We start from the raw sequence: 17,559 nt of genomic DNA, 5'->3' as shown, positions 1-17,559 counted from the left end.
CCGATTTTTTATCCTGCTTTAAAGGCTTTAATTTGTTGTAAATGTTGCGAAATTTTTTTGAATTTATGCCCTTCGTTTTTATCCCAAACGATCTCATAAAAAGGGGAAAGGGTTTCCGCGCTACGCTGCGCATCTAGCACATCATCTTGCATAGCAAGAAATACTAAGCATTTTCCTTTATTTTTTAAACGGAAATTTTCAACGCATTTTGTTGCAATATCTTGATATTCTTCGGGGCGATCAATTCTGCCTTGCATATTTTCATAGGGAAACAAATTCGGATTAAAAATTGCCTGCTTAATACCACATAAAAAGCCTATGCGTTCCGCCCAATAACCACCAAGACCAACACCGCAAATGAGTGGGGTTTTATCATTGCTTTCTGACACGAATTTATGCACTTCATTGAGTAAAAATTGCATATCATAACGTGGATGTAAGGTGCTGTAATTGATGAATCGAACATCGTCATCAATAAATTTTAACTGCATTATTTTTTCGTGATTACCCGGGCTATTAGAGTCAAAACCGTGCAAATAAATAATCATAAAAACCTCACCTAGTTAAATTGGGCGGATGCCGTTAGAAACCGCAAGAATTGCGAGAAAACGGCTTTATTAAAACAAAAAATACGCGATTTTTCTACCGCACTTGCTATTTATTCATTATTTTTTGATCTGGCTTGGCTTTTTCGCTCCAAATGCAAAATCATTTGCAATGCAATATCCAAACCGCTGGTTTTTTCGATCATTTCTAAGCCCGGGCTAGCATTAACCTCTAATACTAACAAACCTTGCTGTGAGCGAATTAAATCCACTCCAGCCACATCTAAGCCTAAAGCTTGGGTAGCTGACAGGGCAATTTGTTTTTCTTGCTCACTTAGCCACACTTGTTCACCTGTTCCTCCACGGTGGATATTCGCGCGAAACTCGCCCGCTTGCCCTTTACGCTCCATTGTCGCAATCACCTTACCCCCAACCACAAAACAACGTACATCACCCCCTTGTGCCTCGCGAATAAATTGCTGCATTAAGACGGGAACGCCAGAGTGATTAAGCGTTTCTACAATACTGCTGGCACTACTTTGGCTTTCCGCTAAAATCACGCCAATGCCTTGTGATCCACTTAAGGTTTTCAAAATCGTTGGTGAGCCGATAAGTTCAAGGCTTTGTTTAGCCTGCGTTTCATTACCCGCCAGCAAAGAAGGCGGAACAGCAATACCTTGCTGGACTAAAATCTGCAAGCTCCGCCACTTTTCTCTCGCGTTTAAAAAAGGCTCAACATCATTTAAACAGGCGACACCTTTTGCCTGAAAATGTTGCAACACCGCACAGCCCATCTGCGTGCTAGTCGCCCCAAATCGCGGCAACACCCCATCATAATCGGGCAATAAATAAGGTTCTACGTCGCGATTTGGCTGATAATACAATTCAAAGTGCGGTGTATTTTCGCTAAGTTTTAGCACAAAACGGTTTGGATCAAGAATATCTATTTGATGTCCACAACTTTCAGCCGCCTCTTTCAAACGCTGACAGCTATAAAGACGAGGCTCACGGCATAACATTAATAAGTTCATTTTTCCCTACTTTTACAAGATAGACGTTATCAGATTGCAATGTTGATATATTACACCAATTACAACAATGCCAAAAAACTCCTTTATTCTTTTTGCCATAATCAGTACAATTTGCACAATTTTTTATCTTGCTAAGCATTTTGTCTCTATTGAATTTTTATCTAGCCAATGTGCTTAGCCTCAACAGAAGGAAATCATTATGTTCGTTGTTATTTTTGGTCGCCCCGGTTGCCCTTATTGCGTGCGTGCAAAAGAGCTTGCTGACAAATTAAAAGAAACCTTAAACGATTTTGACTATCGTTATGTGGATATTATCGCAGAAGGTATCAGCAAAGCTGATTTATCTGCTTCCGTAGGTAAACCGGTTGAAACCGTACCACAAATTTTCATTGATGAAAAACCAATAGGCGGTTACACCGATTTTGCGGCATTAATGAAAGAACAATTCAACATAGTAAACTAATTGCTAAAAAACAAAGTGCGGTGAAATTTCACCGCATTTTTTATCTCAGCAAAATTTCCCTTGCATATTTTCAAAAATGAATATAAATTCAAAACAAATGAATAATTATAAAAGGAAGTTATGCGTAGCACCGAACTTGTACAGTGGTTTCGACAATCCACGCCCTATGTAAATATGCACAGAGGCAAAACCTTTGTGATTATGCTTGATGGCGACACCATTGCCAGCCCAAATTTCATCAATATTATCAATGACATTAGCCTACTCCACAGCCTTGGCATTAAATTAGCTATTGTGTTTGGCGCAAGGTTGCAAATTAATCATCTCCTTGAACAACAAGGCATTACACCAACGTACCATAAAAATATTCGCATTACCGATCCCCATAGTCTTGACATAGTAAAACAGGCAGTAGGTAAATTAAATTATGATATTGCCGCCCGTCTTTCCTTACGCTTACCTCATTCAGCGGTGATCAATGTCGTGAGTAGTAATGTTATTTTGGCACAACCGATTGGCGTAGATGAAGGGGTTGATTATCAACTCAGTGGAAAAATTCGTCGTATTGATAGTGAAAAAATTCAGCAACAACTCGATCAGGGATCCATTGTGCTACTCGGTCCTATCGCCCCTTCTGTAACAGGGGAAACCTTTAATTTACCTTTTGAAGAAATCGCAACACAATTGGCAATCAAACTTAAAGCAGAAAAACTGATCGCGTTTTCTAATACACAAGGTATTTTAAATGATCAGCAAGAAACCATTGCTGATTTGTTACCCCAAGAGGCAGAAAAATATTTAACTCAATTGATTTCCCAAAATCAATATCACAGCTCGCAAGCCCGCTTCTTGCAGGCGGCGATTGAGGTTTGTCGTGCGGGGGTGAAACGTTCTCATTTATTAAGTTATGAAGAAGATGGTTCATTGCTACAAGAACTGTTTACTCGAGATGGTGTGGGAACGCAGCTTTCAATGGAAAATTCAGAACATATTCGCCTTGCCAACGTGGCGGATATTCCCGCATTATTAGAGCTTATCCACCCATTGGAACAGCAAGGCATCTTGGTTAAACGTTCTCGTGAGCAACTTGAAATGGAGATTGCAAATTACACCATTATTGATCGTGATGGTGTAGTCATTGCTTGCGCAGCACTCAATATTTATCCACAGGAAAAAATGGCAGAAATGGCGTGCGTTGCGGTTCACCCTGATTATCGTAATTCTTCTCGCGGCGATATTTTATTAGAAGCCATTCACAAACGAGCAAAAGAACAGCAAATTGAGAAATTATTTGTTCTCACCACGCGTACAGTACATTGGTTTCAAGAACGAGGATTTTACTTAGCTCAGGTAGAAGATCTGCCCGTAGAAAAAAGAGAAAAATACAATTATCAGCGTCGTTCCAAGATTTTGATTCAACATTTAGAGGCATAACATCACAACAAAGGGGCAACATTTGCCCCTTATTTTTGCACTTTATTTTATGCCTAAACAAAGGTATTTTAGCTCTAAAAATTCTTCTATACCATAACGAGAACCTTCTCGCCCAATACCTGATTCTTTCACTCCACCAAATGGGGCAAATTCATTCGTAACCAATCCTTCATTAATGCCCACGATGCCATATTCTAAGGCTTCTGATACTCGCCAAATGCGATGAATATTTTGTGTGAAAAAGTAAGCTGCTAGCCCAAATTCGGTATCATTTGCCATTGCGATGCCCTCTTCTTCCGTGTCAAACTTAAAAATTGGTGCTAAAGGAGCAAAGGTTTCTTCTTTGGCAACTAACATTGTCTGGTCAACATCTTTTAAAACCGTGGGTTGGAAAAATGTGCCACCAAGATTGGCAGGTTTACCGCCAAGTACAAGTTTCGCCCCTTTTTGTAACGCATCATCAATGTGACGTTGTACTTTATCCACAGCACTTTGGCGGATTAATGGCCCCATTGTCACATTAGGTTCATTGGCTTTACCCAAGGTAATTTGTTGTACTTTTTCGCTGAATTTTTGCAAAAATGCCGCATAAATTCCCGATTGTACATAAATGCGATTCGTACAAATACAAGTTTGACCTGCATTACGGAATTTAGACGCAAACACACCTTCCACGGCAGTGTCTAAATCCGCATCATCAAATACCAAAGCGGGTGCATTGCCTCCCAGTTCTAAGGATAATTTTTTCACCGTACTCGCCGATTGTGCCATTAATAGTTTGCCCACCTTGGTTGAACCGGTGAACGTTAATTTGCGAATAATTGGGCTTGCTGTAAGCACTTTTCCAACTTCTACGGCTTGGGTGGTAGGAATGACATTCAACAAACCTTTTGGCAACCCCGCTTGGCTGGCTAATTCCGCGAGGGCTAAGGCAGATAATGGGGTTTCAGGTGCAGGTTTTAGCACCACGGCACAGCCAGCCGCCAAAGCAGGCGTGGCTTTTCTGGTAATCATAGCATTAGGAAAATTCCAAGGGGTAATGGCAGCCACCACACCAATAGGCTGTTTTATTGCCATTAAACGGTGATGACCTTTATCTGACGGCAACATATCCCCTTGAATTCGCTTTGCTTCTTCGGCAAACCATTGGATAAAACTTGCCCCATAAAGCACTTCACCACGACTTTCAGCAATCGGTTTTCCTTGTTCTAAACTAATGAGTTGTGCAAGCGCTTCTTGATGTTGCAACACCAAATCATACCAATGGGTTAAAATCTTCGCTCTCTCTTTCGGCAATGTCTGTTTCCACTGTTTCTGTGCCTGTTCCGCGGCTAAAATGGCACGTTCTGTTTCTACTACACCTAAATCGGCCACTTGGCAAATTTCTTGTTGTGTTGCTGGGTTTAGCACCGCAAAAGTTTGCCCATTTGCACTTTCGACATATTCACCATTAATATAGCCTTTTGTTTTGATTAATGAAAATGTTTGCATTTTGTCTCTCTCTTTTTGAAAAACGATGCTTAAAAGATACTCGCGCAATTAAAAGTTTGTCTAGTCTTTTTTTATGTTTTCCTCGCAATCAGTCATTTTGCACGTCTACATTTTGTTAGCTAGATCGCAAAATTGAGATTTATTTTGTAAAAATATTTTTTCTTATGTAAATTTATTTGCTAATTGCTCAAAGTTCTGATATTTATACCGCTCTTTAAAAAGAGCCTAATTTTGAGATGGAAATAGGCTCTCCTCAGAAAGTCTTAACTTAACGCGAAAGTGCGGTCAAAAATATAGCTGAATTTTGCTATTCCTACGGTGATAATGAGGTCAGTTATACTAAGTTAAAATGGATGAATTACTATTAGGAGATACCAATGACTCAATCCTCTTTAAGTTTATTAGCGTTAGCCGGAGTGGAGCCTTATCAACCAAAAGAAGGTGAAGAATATATGAATGATGATCAAATTCTTCACTTTAGAAAAATCCTTGAAGCGTGGCACGCACAAATTCAAGAAGAAACCTCACGCACTGTGGCTTATATGCAAGATGAAGCATCAAACTTCCCTGATCCCGCAGATCGCGCCACGCAGGAAGAGGAATTTAGCTTAGAATTACGCAATCGCGATCGTGAACGTAAATTAATGAAAAAAATTGAACATACACTGAAAAAAATCGACAGTGGCGATTTCGGCTATTGTGATTCCTGCGGTATTGAAATTGGTATTCGCCGCTTAGAGGCTCGCCCAACCGCCGATCTTTGCATTGATTGTAAAACCTTATCTGAAATTCGTGAGAAACAGATGATCGGCTAATGCGCCGACATAAAGAGGTTTATTAAGTTACAAAGTGCGGTAATTTTTCACCGCACTTTTGATTAATGTCATTTCGCTTTTTAAGCAAGGGGTTCGCTATTTTAACCTTAATTAAAAATCTGTTTAAAAAGAAAACAGATAATGCAACACAAGAAACGAGCTCGAAAAAAATTTCCCATAAACGAGCAAATAAAAAACAGATTAAAGCCAGCCCTAGCAAAGCTAGACCTGCTGTGGCTTTAGTAGAAAATGCCACGCCGCGAGAAAAAAAACCACAAGGCAAAACAGCTCATCGCTCTCAAAAACATATTATAAATGCGTCACAATATGGTATTCAACCGAGAATGATCAGTAAAAATGCACTTACGGTGGTACAAAAATTACAACGTCACGGTTATGAAGCCTATGTGGTAGGCGGCTGTTTGCGAGATTTGTTACTGGATAAAAAACCCAAAGATTTTGATGTGGCAACCAATGCCCGTCCAGAACAAATTCAAGCCATTTTTCAACGCCAATGCCGTTTGATCGGTCGCCGTTTTCGCTTGGCACACGTGATGTTTGGACGTGATATTATCGAAGTCGCCACTTTCCGTGCTAGCCATTCTGAACATAATAACGAACGCCAATCTAAGCAAAGCGATGAAGGAATGTTACTGCGTGATAATGTGTACGGCACGCTAGAACAAGATGCGGAACGCCGTGATTTCAGCGTAAATGCCCTTTATTATAATCCGCAAGATAACACGCTGCGTGATTTCTACAACGGCATTGAAGATATTAAAGCGGGCAAATTACGTTTAATTGGTGATCCCGTCATTCGCTATCAAGAAGATCCTGTGCGTATGTTGCGTGCCATTCGCTTTATAGCAAAATTGGATATGTTTTTAGAAAAGCCGACAGAAGCGCCAATCAAACAAATGGCACACCTATTACGCAATATTCCGCCAGCTCGCTTATACGATGAGGCACAAAAACTCTTACAAACAGGTAATGGCGTAAAAACCTATCATCTACTGCGCCAATACACCTTGTTTGATCAGCTTTTCCCAACGCTAATGCCTTATTTCACTGAAAAGCAAGATAGCTTTGCAGAGCGAATGATTTTGACTGCGCTCACCTCTACCGATGAACGCATTGCCGATAAATTACGCATTAACCCCGCCTTTTTATTTGCCTGCTTTTTCTGGTATCCATTAAGAGAAAAAGTGGAAATGCTGAAAAATGAAGGTGGCTTAAATAACCACGATGCCTACGCCTTAGCCAGCAACGACATTCTTGATCAGCTTTGCACAAGCCTTGCTGCACCGCGCCGCCATACTGGGGTGATTCGTGATATTTGGTTCTTACAATTACAATTGCTCAAACGTAATGGTAACGCCCCAATACGTGTAATGGCGCACCCTAAATTCCGCGCAGCCTTTGATTTGCTCGCAATGCGCGCACAAGTGGAAGGGGGGGAATCCATTGAATTGGCAACTTGGTGGCACGAATATCAATTTAGTAATGACGCACAACGTAACGAGTTGCTGAAAGCGCATCAAAAACGTCATCCAATCGCAAAGAAAAAACGTTATCGTCCAAGAAGACGTAAAACCCAGAAAGAGCAAGTTATATAATGAAACAGGTTTATATCGCTTTAGGCAGTAATTTAGCTACCCCAGTGCAACAATTAGAAAACGCACTGCACGCGTTAGGGCAACTGCCTCACTCACAATTAATGCGCGTCAGCCATTTTTATCAAAGCAAGCCTTTAGGGCCACAAGATCAACCTGATTATGTCAATGCGGTAGCCTGCCTAGCCACTGCATTATCCCCATTAGCATTACTTGATGAGCTGCAACGTATTGAGCAAGAACAAGGGCGTGTCCGTTTACGCCGTTGGGGTGAACGCACCTTAGATTTAGATATTCTGCTTTACGGAGACGACATCATTCAATCTGAACGCTTAACGATCCCACATTATGATATGCAGAATCGCGAATTTGTTATCGTGCCATTGTATGATATTGCCCCTAATTTAATCTTGCCTGATGGTAAAAAAATCGTAGATCTCGTACAAGGTTTCAGTAATCACGAAATGAAAATACGGCAAAAAAGCACCGCACTTTAAAAAGAGCGCCTTCTCTGCATAGGATTGAATAATGGCAAAAAAACTCACGATTAAAGATATTGCTGCCTTAGCTGGCGTAGGAAAATCAACAGTTTCTCGCGTATTAAACCAAGATAGCAACGTGAGTACGGAAACACGCGAGAAAATTCAAGCGATTATTCAAGCACATAACTTTACCCCTTCGCAATCTGCACGGGCGATGCGTGGGCAAGGCAACCCAATGATCGGCATTATTGTCACGCGTTTAACGTCTAATGCGGAAAACCAAGCCCTTTCCGCAATGCTCCCTCTACTCTATGCGGCGAACTGTGAACCCATTATTGTAGAAAGCCAAATGGAAATGCACCGTTTGCAGGAACATCTCAACTTCTTTCAACAACGCCGTGTTGATGGTGTCATTTTGTTTGCGTTTTCAGGTTTAGAAGAACAAGATCTGCAAGGTTGGGAAAAAAAATTAGTGGTTATTGCACGCCATTATGTGCAATTTTCTTGTGTGTACTATGATGAACAACGTGCCGTAACCCTGTTACTTGAAACCTTGCATCAACAAGGTCATCAAAAAATCGCTTATCTTGGTGTACAAGAAAGCGATATGACGACAGGTTACTTGCGCCATCAAGCCTATCTTCGCTTTTGTCAAGCTCATCAGCTTTCACCTTATGCCGTGCTAGGTGAGCTAAGCTATGACAGTGCTTATCAATTAGCAAGTGCGGTGGATTTTTCGCAAATTTCTGCCATTGTCTGTGCCACCGACACCTTGGCAATCGGAGTAGTCAAATGGTTGCAAGAACACCAAATTACTCACATTCGCGTAGCTGGCATCGGTAACAATCCGCTATTACGATTTCTCTTCCCTCAAACTTTGAGTGTCGATCTCGGCTTTACTACTGCCGGTAAACAAGCAGTCAAACAACTCTTTCATTTACTGGAACACAAAGAAATTAAGGCGAATTGCATTGATTGTGGGTTGGTTTAGATCTTTTTACGCTATTTGCCATATCTCATTTTTCCGTAAAATAATGTCTTTTTATTACAATGAAATACAGACGATCAAGATGAACAATAGCCAAATTGATACGAAAGAAAAGGTTAAAACAGTGCATTTTCACGCTATTTGGCGTATTCAATCTCCGTTTCATTCATTAATTCCCCTTCGTTGCATCTAAATCTGTGATTTAGATCACAAATTGGGAACGTTCCCATTGAGAGAAAAATAAAAATACGTAAGATACACACGAACATTTTTTAGACGAAAGGAAAAATTATGGCAAAGAAAATTCATCCTCAATATATTACCCAATTAATCCAGTTAATTGGTGGGAAAGAGAATATTGCCACAGCGACCCATTGCATCACGCGTTTACGTTTCGTGTTAAATCAACCTGAAATTGCTGATGTGAAAGGCATTGAAGCGTTGCCTATGGTGAAAGGGTGCTTTACCAATGCTGGGCAATTTCAAGTGGTGATTGGGCCTGAAGTGGATCTTTATTACCAAGAATTGCTCAAACAAACGCAAATTTCTGAGGCAAATAAAGAGCAAGCGAAAATCGCTGCACGCCAAAATATGAAATGGTATGAACAACTTATCTCACATTTTGCGGAGATCTTTATTCCTCTTTTACCTGCCTTAATTAGCGGAGGGTTGATTTTAGGTTTCCGCAATGTAATTGGGGATATTCCAATGTTTGACGGCAAAACCTTGGTGCAAACACACCCAATGTGGGCAACTATCCATTCTTTCCTATGGTTAATTGGTGAGGCGATTTTCTTCTATTTACCAGTGGGAATTTGTTGGTCCACCGTAAAAAAAATGGGAGGCTCACCCATTTTGGGGATCGTGCTTGGGGTAACCTTGGTTTCACCACAATTAATGAATTCTTACGAACTTGGCTCAAAAATTCCTGAAATGTGGGATTTCGGTTGGTTCGCTATTGATAAAGTGGGTTACCAAGCGCAAGTTATTCCATCAATTATGGCGGGGTTAGCCTTAGGCTGGATCGAAACGCGCTTACGTCGCATTGTGCCAGCTTCATTGAATTTAGTGATTGTGCCTGTTACCTCGTTAATTATCACCGTATTCCTTGCGCATTCTATTATCGGCCCTATTGGTCGTGAAATCGGTAATGGCGTGGCTTATGTCGTCCGCGCAGGATTAACAGGCAGTTTCGCGCCAATCGGTGCAACGTTATTTGGCTTTCTTTATGCTCCATTAGTTATCACGGGGGTTCATCAAACGACCCTCGCCATTGATATGCAAATGATTCAAAATATTGGAGGCACGCCCGTATGGCCAATGATTGCCCTTTCAAATATCGCACAAGCATCTGCGGTGTTAGCCATTGTAATTGTAAGCAAAAAAGCCAATGAACGTGAAATTTCTGTGCCAGCAACCATTTCTGCTTACCTAGGTGTTACCGAGCCTGCAATGTATGGGATCAACTTGAAATACCGTTTCCCTATGCTTTGTGCAATGATCGGCTCAGCTTGCGCAGGTCTAATTTGTGGCTTAAATGGCGTGCTGGCAAACAGTATTGGTGTGGGTGGTTTACCTGGCATTCTTTCCATTCAATTACCATTCTGGGGTGTGTTTGCCTTTGCGATGGTGGTTGCCGTGGTTGTGCCACTCATTTTAACAATGATCGTGTATAAACGTCGTGCTGCCAATGGCACACTTCCACAATAACAGTGAGGCAAAAATGATAGAAAAAAATACCGCACTTTCTCACCTTCAATGGTGGAAAAACGGCGTAATTTATCAAATTTATCCAAAAAGTTTCCAAGATACTACCGGCAATGGCATTGGTGATTTACAAGGCATTATTCAGCGCTTAGATTATTTACAAAAACTGGGTATAGATGCCATTTGGATCACGCCAATTTATGTGTCGCCTCAAGTAGATAATGGCTATGATGTGGCAGATTATTGTGCCATCGATCCCATTTACGGCACAATGCAAGATTTTGAGCAACTGGTTTTTCAAGCGCATCAACGTCATATCCGTATTATTATGGATATGGTGTTTAATCACACTTCAACGGAACATCAATGGTTCAAAGCGGCACAAGATCCACAAAGCCCTTATCACCAATTTTATATTTGGCGAGGGGATGATGCCACTACCCCACCAAATAACTGGCGTTCTAAATTTGGTGGCAACGCATGGAAATGGAATGAACGCGTGGGCAAACATTATTTACACCTTTTCGCCACAGAGCAAGCAGATCTGAATTGGGAAAATCCACAAGTGCGGTCAGAATTACAAAAAATTTGTCATTTTTGGGCAGACAAAGGTGTAGATGGGTTACGTTTAGATGTCATTAATCTGGTTTCCAAGCAACAAGATTTTCCTAATGATAATCAAGGTGATGGACGTCGTTTCTATACCGATGGTCCACGCATCCACGAATTTATGCAAGAATTAAGCCGCGAAGTGTTCCAACCTCGTAACTTAATGACAGTGGGTGAAATGTCCTCCACCCGCCTTGAGCATTGTCAGCAATATGCCAATCAGCAAGGTTCAGAATTATCAATGACCTTTAATTTCCATCATTTGAAAGTGGATTATCCAAATGGTGAAAAATGGACACTCGCCAAACCTGATTTTGTGGAATTAAAACAAATTTTTAATTATTGGCAACAAGGAATGCACGGCAAAGCGTGGAATGCACTATTTTGGTGTAACCACGATCAACCACGCATTGTTTCGCGTTTTGGTGATGAAGGCAAATGGCATCAACAATCAGCCAAAATGCTAGCAATGGTATTACACGGAATGGAAGGCACGCCTTATATTTATCAAGGTGAAGAAATTGGAATGATTAATCCAAACTTCTCGAAAATTGAGCAATATCGTGATGTAGAAAGCCTGAATATGTTCGCTGAACTGCGTGAACAAGGAATGGATGAAAACCTATTAATAAAAATTCTGGCACAAAAATCTCGCGATAATAGCCGCACACCAATGCAATGGAATAATGGCACTTACTGCGGGTTCAGCCAAGTTGAGCCTTGGATTGGTGTTGGACAAACAGAGATTAACGTAGAACAGGCTTTGGCTGATGAACAATCGGTATTTTATACTTATCAACGCTTAATCGCCTTACGCAAACAATATCCAATTTTCATTGAGGGGAACTACCAAGATCTCAATCCAACTTCACCAAACCTATGGACTTATTTGCGTGAAAGTGCGGATGAAAAATTGTTAGTTTTAGCCAATTTAAGTAACGAGCCACAACACATTAAACTGCCGGGAAACTTGGCAAACCAACAATGGACATTACTTGAAAACAGCCATATTCAGGCAACTGAACCTCAAGTAACAAGCCAGTTCACACTTGAACCGTTCCAAGGACTGTATTTCTATCAAAAATAAAAATTTGTAGAAAAACCACCGATCTTTGCTCTGTGCTTGATATCTGAAGTGCAGAGCATTTTTAGAACATTTATTTTGTATTTAAATCCACTTTCTCGCATTGTCGTTTCTTCGTAACTTACTTCATTTTTTGCTACTTAACTGAGCTATTCATTACAAATGGTATGCGCAGATATTCAAACTTTCTTCGTTATCACTCAGTTATAAGTCTAATTTCCTAAAAAGTCCTCATTCATCCAATGAAGACAAGCATAACGAGAAAGAGAAAGGAGAAAAGAAGTGTTGGCGTTCAGCACAGATTTAAGTGCAAAGAATAAATAAAAAGGTAAAGAGAGTAGCAAAGCCATTTTAAAACCGTTTTAAATCGCTTTAATTTGTTTTAAAAATTTTGGAATGATAATTTTTTACCCATAAAAGAAAAAATCGCACAGCGTGCGATTTAGGGGCTAAATAGCATTATTTTATCAAACGCTGAAAATAGTCTTGTACGTCCTCTAAAATATCCGCCTCGTCTTGTGGGGTTAAAACCAGAAATGGACGAGCTGGGATATTGCTCCCCGGGTGATTAACGGATTTTCGCACAATGCCCCCAAAGCTCAAGGCTTTTTTGGTTACAGGCTTAATCTTATGGGGCTTGGTTTTGCCGCCAAATTGATGAATAGCGGCATAAGCTAAATTCGTGCCAACAATAGCCTCATCATTATCCCAACTGGCTCGAATGCTATTGCGCAACGCACCGCTATCAATCAAGGGCGAACCATTTGGGCGAGATTTTACCCCCAGCCATTTAGGGCGACCACCTGCCTGAAAGTTTTGATCTACCGCCGATTGCATCGTGCCTGCAAGGGTACGCATTAAAGGGGCGTTATAACGCACACCTTGACTTAAGCGTTCCAATAGCTCAAACACTTCTTTTTCGTTGTTGATTTTTATTTCGATCATCTTATCTATTTTCTGGTTGGTAGTGGTATATGACCAAATTTAAAGGTTTTTCCGTCATCAGGGTATTCGTTAATATATTTAAGGCATTCTAAATACATTACTAATCCTTCTTTCATATTTTCACTCTTACCAAGATTTTGCAACAATGCTTCTCTAATTTCGGATTTTTCATCTCCAGTAAGATATGCAGGCAAGCAATCTAGTATATTTTCACTATTTAATAGATGTTTCATTTTTCTTTCCTATTGTCATTAAAAATAAAAAGGGGTATATTCAACACAGCCACTAGAAAAGCGATGAATCTCGAAGATCGCGGACGAACGGTTGAAAGAGTACCGGGGATTGTGTGCAGTGGGTTCGAGCCCTGCCTAGTGGCTATCTTTCAATGCCTTATCCCACTGTTTCTCACTCATTTTTCTGAATGATTGCACAAAGACCTCATTTTCCAATACTTTCAAAACCACAGTATATCTATGACCTTTAATTTGTTTAAAAAACTGGAAATGCTTTTCTCTTGTAGGCAAAAGCATATCAGGCTCATAAATCAACTCAGGCAATACGGCATATTCTTCCGCCTCAAAGTTTTGCCCCTCACGACTACTAAACTGCTTAATCAAGGTATCATCAGACAGCCACACGGTTGCGGTTTGGCTAGCAAGTTTGGCTTTATCTTCTGCATTTAGCACCCCAGCAGTAAATTTATATTCACGGCGTAGCTGGTTACGGATGGCAGTCAGTTGCGTGCTATTCGGTTTATCACCTAATTTTAATGCCTGTTTAGCGGTATTAAACTCTTTTTCAAATTGCTTAAAATCCCATTTAAAGCCAGTACCACTCATTTCCCGTTTGGCAAATTGGTGAGCGAGTTTTTCGGGGTACAGGTCTAAATTGGGTTTATAACTTGTGCGCCCCACGTTGTAATCAAAGCCACGGTCGGTAATCACCCAACGATCTTCATTGACCTTAAACGCCGTGGTTTTCTCGGTTTCTCGTTGGTTAATTTTACGCTCATATTCCACCAATCGCCCTTCGCTTTGGCTCACGGTTAAATTACGCCGCTTAATATCCCGCTCGGCAAGGGCAATCACCGTACAACGGCAATTAAAGCCATTAGGCGGGTAAAAGGTGTGCCAGAATGGATCATCATAGGCATACACTAAACCATTCATTGCGCTATGACTTGGGCAGGTGCGATCATCATTGACGGCACTATATTGCCGATAAGGGCGGTTATCTACATTATCTCGCATTTGTTGATACCACTGAGCAAAATATTCATCCTCAAAAGAGCAATGATTTTGTCGAATAAATAATTAACAAAAAAGCACCGCACTTAAAATAACACTCAAATATGACTTATTTGAGTGAATTTTGGGTATTACGCGTAAAAAAGACAGCCCGCTATAAAGGAGAGCAAAAACCAGAGCAAGTAGCCGCTTATCAACATACACTGGAACAATACGATGAACATCAAGCCGTTTTATTGATGAAACAGGATTAGATACCTTTTATTACCGCTCTTTTATGCCCTAATAAGTGCTAAACGATACCTACGCACATCATCTGTTGCAGCTCAAATCAAAGAGCAAAATAGCTTAATTACATTCACGATTTATTCAGCTACGATGGATAGGTGTTTATTTGAAGCAGGGTTTGAATGAGTATTGCAACTAATCCGTCAATTACATGACCGACAAATTTGCTACACCAACCTCAACACCCATACTATTTTAGTACAACATTTCGCCACGCCAGAACAAAAATATTGGCTCTTAGATTTCGATAAATGCACAGAAAAATCGAGTAATAGTTGGAAAGCCCAAAATCTAACTAAATTACACCGCTCTTTTAATAAAAAGGGAAATAAACTGGCAATTCAATTTACTCAGCCTGATTGGAATGAAATTTTAGTTGGATATCGTAAATAATTTAGCAGATATATAAATCCTTTTCTCTTATTTTGAATAAAAATAGAAATTTTTATTTGACTTTGCAAAAAGTGAATTTTAAAAATTTAATAACCTACTTAGATTTCAAGCCTCTTTTATCTTTTGAGTAATAGAGTGAAAATATCCCTCCTCCCTACCAAAATAGAAAAACGCCACTGAGTTCCCTCAATGGCGTTCTTCTCTCATTCAAAACCTGGCGGTGCCCTACTCTCACATGGGAAACTCCCACACTACCATCGGCGTTACAGCGTTTCACTTCTAAGTTCGGCATGGATTTAGGTGGGTCCACTGCACTAACGCCGCCAAGATAATTCTTTCGCTTATCTAAAGCTTATCTCTCTTATCTACAGACTTCAAAGCCTTACGCTCTAAAATCTCTACTCTTTCAATCAAAAACAAGCCAAAACCCTTGAGTGTTGTATAGTTAAGCCTCTCGGGCAATTAGTACTGGTTAGCTCAACAACTCACATCGCTTACACACCCAGCCTATCTACGTCTTAGTCTCAAACAACCCTTACCAACTTAAAGTCGGGGAGAACTCATCTTAAGGCAAGTTTCGTGCTTAGATGCTTTCAGCACTTATCTCTTCCGCATTTAGCTACCCAGCAGTGCCTCTGGCGAGACAACTGGTACACCAGTGATGCGTCCACTCCGGTCCTCTCGTACTAGGAGCAGCCCCTCTCAATTCTCCAACGCCCACGGCAGATAGGGACCGAACTGTCTCACGACGTTCTAAACCCAGCTCGCGTACCACTTTAAATGGCGAACAGCCATACCCTTGGGACCTACTTCAGCCCCAGGATGTGATGAGCCGACATCGAGGTGCCAAACACCGCCGTCGATATGAACTCTTGGGCGGTATCAGCCTGTTATCCCCGGAGTACCTTTTATCCGTTGAGCGATGGCCCTTCCATTCAGAACCACCGGATCACTATGACCTGCTTTCGCACCTGCTCGACTTGTCTGTCTCGCAGTTAAGCTTGCTTATACCATTGCACTAACCTGACGATGTCCGACCGTCATTAGCAAACCTTCGTGCTCCTCCGTTACGCTTTGGGAGGAGACCGCCCCAGTCAAACTACCCACCAGACACTGTCCGAACACCCGTTTCAGGCGCTTCGTTAGAACATCAAACGTTAAAGGGTGGTATTTCAACAACGACTCCACGATAACTGGCGTTACCGCTTCATAGTCTCCCACCTATCCTACACATCAAAATTCAAGGTTCAGTGTCAAGCTATAGTAAAGGTTCACGGGGTCTTTCCGTCTAGCCGCGGGTACACCGCATCTTCACGGCGATTTCAATTTCACTGAGTCTCGGGTGGAGACAGCCTGGCCATCATTATGCCATTCGTGCAGGTCGGAACTTACCCGACAAGGAATTTCGCTACCTTAGGACCGTTATAGTTACGGCCGCCGTTTACTGGGGCTTCGATCAGGAGCTTCTCTTTCGATTACACCATCAATTAACCTTCCAGCACCGGGCAGGCATCACACCCTATACGTCCACTTTCGTGTTTGCAGAGTGCTGTGTTTTTAATAAACAGTTGCAGCCAGCTGGTATCTTCGACTGGTTCATGCTCCATTCGCAAAGAACTTCACACTACGCCAGCGCACCTTCTCCCGAAGTTACGGTGCTATTTTGCCTAGTTCCTTCACCCGAGTTCTCTCAAGCGCCTGAGTATTCTCTACCTGACCACCTGTGTCGGTTTTCAGTACGGTTTAGTAAAGCCTGAAGCTTAGTGGCTTTTCCTGGAAGTGTGGTATCAGTTACTTCAGCTCCTTAGAGCCTCGTCATCATCTCTCTGTGTTGACAGTAGACCGGATTTGCCTAGTCTACCCACCTACCAACTTAAACGTACATCTCCAACAGTACGCTAACCTAACCTTCTCCGTCCCCACATCGCAGCTTTACCAAGTACGGGAATATTAACCCGTTTCCCATCGACTACGCTTTTCAGCCTCGCCTTAGGGGCCGACTCACCCTGCCCCGATTAACGTTGGACAGGAACCCTTGGTCTTCCGGCGAACGGGTTTTTCACCCGTTTTATCGTTACTTATGTCAGCATTCGCACTTGTGATACGTCCAGCAATCCTCTCGAACCACCTTCTTCCGCTTACACAACGCTCCCCTACCCAACAATCTTTCGATTGATGCCGCAGCTTCGGTACTATATTTTAGCCCCGTTACATCTTCCGCGCAGGCCGACTCGACTAGTGAGCTATTACGCTTTCTTTAAATGGTGGCTGCTTCTAAGCCAACATCCTAGCTGTCTAAGCCTTCCCACTTCGTTTCCCACTTAATATAGATTTTGGGACCTTAGCTGGCGGTCTGGGTTGTTTCCCTCTCCACGACGGACGTTAGCACCCGCCGTGTGTCTCCTGTGCAGTACTCTTTGGTAT

At 41.6% G+C, this 17,559-nt stretch carries 16 protein-coding genes and 2 rRNA genes (1 of these 18 only partly in view); 10 read left to right on the top strand and 8 right to left on the bottom strand.

What is annotated here, in order from left to right; all coding sequences use genetic code 11:
• Window positions 1–8: 8 nt before the first annotated feature.
• Both ycfP and L4F91_RS04580 read right to left on the bottom strand, forming a co-directional pair.
• Complete coding sequence (gene ycfP / locus L4F91_RS04585; protein ID WP_395897561.1) at window positions 9–548, bottom strand: alpha/beta hydrolase YcfP; 540 nt, start codon at window positions 546–548, stop codon at window positions 9–11.
• Between the two features lie 110 nt (window positions 549–658).
• Entirely contained in the window at window positions 659–1,576 is a 918-nt protein-coding gene (locus L4F91_RS04580; protein WP_395897559.1) for a RimK family alpha-L-glutamate ligase, read from the bottom strand.
• Between the two features lie 199 nt (window positions 1,577–1,775).
• On the opposite strand from L4F91_RS04580, the gene L4F91_RS04575 reads away from it, so the two are divergent.
• Window positions 1,776–2,039 (top strand): GrxA family glutaredoxin, encoded by a 264-nt coding sequence (locus L4F91_RS04575; RefSeq protein ID WP_395897557.1) that lies wholly within the window; start codon window positions 1,776–1,778, stop codon window positions 2,037–2,039.
• 120 nt (window positions 2,040–2,159) lie between these two features.
• Window positions 2,160–3,473 carry an amino-acid N-acetyltransferase gene (gene argA, locus L4F91_RS04570; protein WP_395897555.1) on the top strand — a complete coding sequence of 438 codons (1,314 nt, stop codon included), beginning with the start codon at window positions 2,160–2,162 and terminating at the stop codon, window positions 3,471–3,473.
• 42 nt (window positions 3,474–3,515) lie between these two features.
• On the opposite strand, the gene L4F91_RS04565 is transcribed toward argA, so the two are convergent.
• Window positions 3,516–4,964, bottom strand: a complete 1,449-nt coding sequence (locus L4F91_RS04565; RefSeq protein WP_395897553.1) for an NAD-dependent succinate-semialdehyde dehydrogenase — start codon at window positions 4,962–4,964, stop codon at window positions 3,516–3,518.
• 377 nt (window positions 4,965–5,341) lie between these two features.
• On the opposite strand from L4F91_RS04565, the gene dksA reads away from it, so the two are divergent.
• The 6 genes from dksA to treC all read left to right on the top strand — a co-directional run bounded on the left by dksA (window position 5,342) and on the right by treC (window position 12,265).
• Window positions 5,342–5,779 carry an RNA polymerase-binding protein DksA gene (dksA, locus tag L4F91_RS04560; RefSeq protein ID WP_250350415.1) on the top strand — a complete coding sequence of 146 codons (438 nt, stop codon included), beginning with the start codon at window positions 5,342–5,344 and terminating at the stop codon, window positions 5,777–5,779.
• 65 nt (window positions 5,780–5,844) lie between these two features.
• Window positions 5,845–7,395: a polynucleotide adenylyltransferase PcnB gene (gene pcnB, locus L4F91_RS04555; protein ID WP_395897550.1), complete on the top strand. Its 1,551-nt coding sequence runs from the start codon at window positions 5,845–5,847 to the stop codon at window positions 7,393–7,395.
• A complete protein-coding gene (gene folK, locus L4F91_RS04550) occupies window positions 7,395–7,889 on the top strand; it encodes a 2-amino-4-hydroxy-6-hydroxymethyldihydropteridine diphosphokinase (protein ID WP_250364471.1) in 495 nt (164 codons plus the stop codon). Before pcnB ends, folK begins: the two co-directional genes overlap by 1 nt.
• 31 nt (window positions 7,890–7,920) lie before the next feature.
• Entirely contained in the window at window positions 7,921–8,865 is a 945-nt protein-coding gene (gene treR / locus L4F91_RS04545) for a trehalose operon repressor TreR (RefSeq protein WP_395897548.1), read from the top strand.
• Between the two features lie 288 nt (window positions 8,866–9,153).
• A complete protein-coding gene (gene treB, locus L4F91_RS04540; RefSeq protein ID WP_395897546.1) occupies window positions 9,154–10,572 on the top strand; it encodes a PTS trehalose transporter subunit IIBC in 1,419 nt (472 codons plus the stop codon).
• 13 nt (window positions 10,573–10,585) lie between these two features.
• Entirely contained in the window at window positions 10,586–12,265 is a 1,680-nt protein-coding gene (gene treC / locus L4F91_RS04535; RefSeq protein ID WP_395897544.1) for an alpha,alpha-phosphotrehalase, read from the top strand.
• A 456-nt stretch (window positions 12,266–12,721) separates the two neighbouring features.
• Here the strand turns inward: treC and L4F91_RS04530 are convergent, their stop codons facing one another.
• The 3 genes from L4F91_RS04530 to L4F91_RS04520 form a co-directional block, all read right to left on the bottom strand.
• The gene (locus L4F91_RS04530) at window positions 12,722–13,207 is read right to left on the bottom strand and encodes a phage virion morphogenesis protein (protein ID WP_395897542.1); all 486 of its coding nucleotides are present in this window, start codon (window positions 13,205–13,207) and stop codon (window positions 12,722–12,724) included.
• A 5-nt stretch (window positions 13,208–13,212) separates the two neighbouring features.
• The gene (locus tag L4F91_RS04525; protein WP_330935195.1) at window positions 13,213–13,440 is read right to left on the bottom strand and encodes a hypothetical protein; all 228 of its coding nucleotides are present in this window, start codon (window positions 13,438–13,440) and stop codon (window positions 13,213–13,215) included.
• Window positions 13,441–13,575: 135 nt separating this feature from the next.
• Entirely contained in the window at window positions 13,576–14,457 is an 882-nt protein-coding gene (locus L4F91_RS04520; RefSeq protein ID WP_395897540.1) for a phage minor head protein, read from the bottom strand.
• A 101-nt stretch (window positions 14,458–14,558) separates the two neighbouring features.
• On the opposite strand from L4F91_RS04520, the gene L4F91_RS04515 reads away from it, so the two are divergent.
• Window positions 14,559–14,708 carry a hypothetical protein gene (locus tag L4F91_RS04515; RefSeq protein WP_395897538.1) on the top strand — a complete coding sequence of 50 codons (150 nt, stop codon included), beginning with the start codon at window positions 14,559–14,561 and terminating at the stop codon, window positions 14,706–14,708.
• A gap of 163 nt (window positions 14,709–14,871) precedes the next feature.
• Window positions 14,872–15,135, top strand: coding sequence for a lipopolysaccharide kinase InaA family protein (locus L4F91_RS04510; RefSeq protein WP_395897536.1), 264 nt, complete (start codon window positions 14,872–14,874; stop codon window positions 15,133–15,135).
• Window positions 15,136–15,347: 212 nt separating this feature from the next.
• Here L4F91_RS04510 and rrf read toward each other — a convergent pair.
• Together rrf and L4F91_RS04500 are read right to left on the bottom strand one after the other, a co-directional pair.
• Window positions 15,348–15,463, bottom strand: a 5S ribosomal RNA gene (gene rrf / locus L4F91_RS04505).
• A gap of 113 nt (window positions 15,464–15,576) precedes the next feature.
• Window positions 15,577–17,559, bottom strand: a 23S ribosomal RNA gene (locus L4F91_RS04500); it runs 916 nt beyond the window's last position.

It is taken from the genome of Avibacterium sp. 20-126 (assembly GCF_044358625.1).
Classification (GTDB): Bacteria; Pseudomonadota; Gammaproteobacteria; order Enterobacterales; family Pasteurellaceae; genus Avibacterium.
Note: the sequence above shows the minus strand (reverse complement) of the source record. Positions and strands in the feature narration are given on the sequence as shown.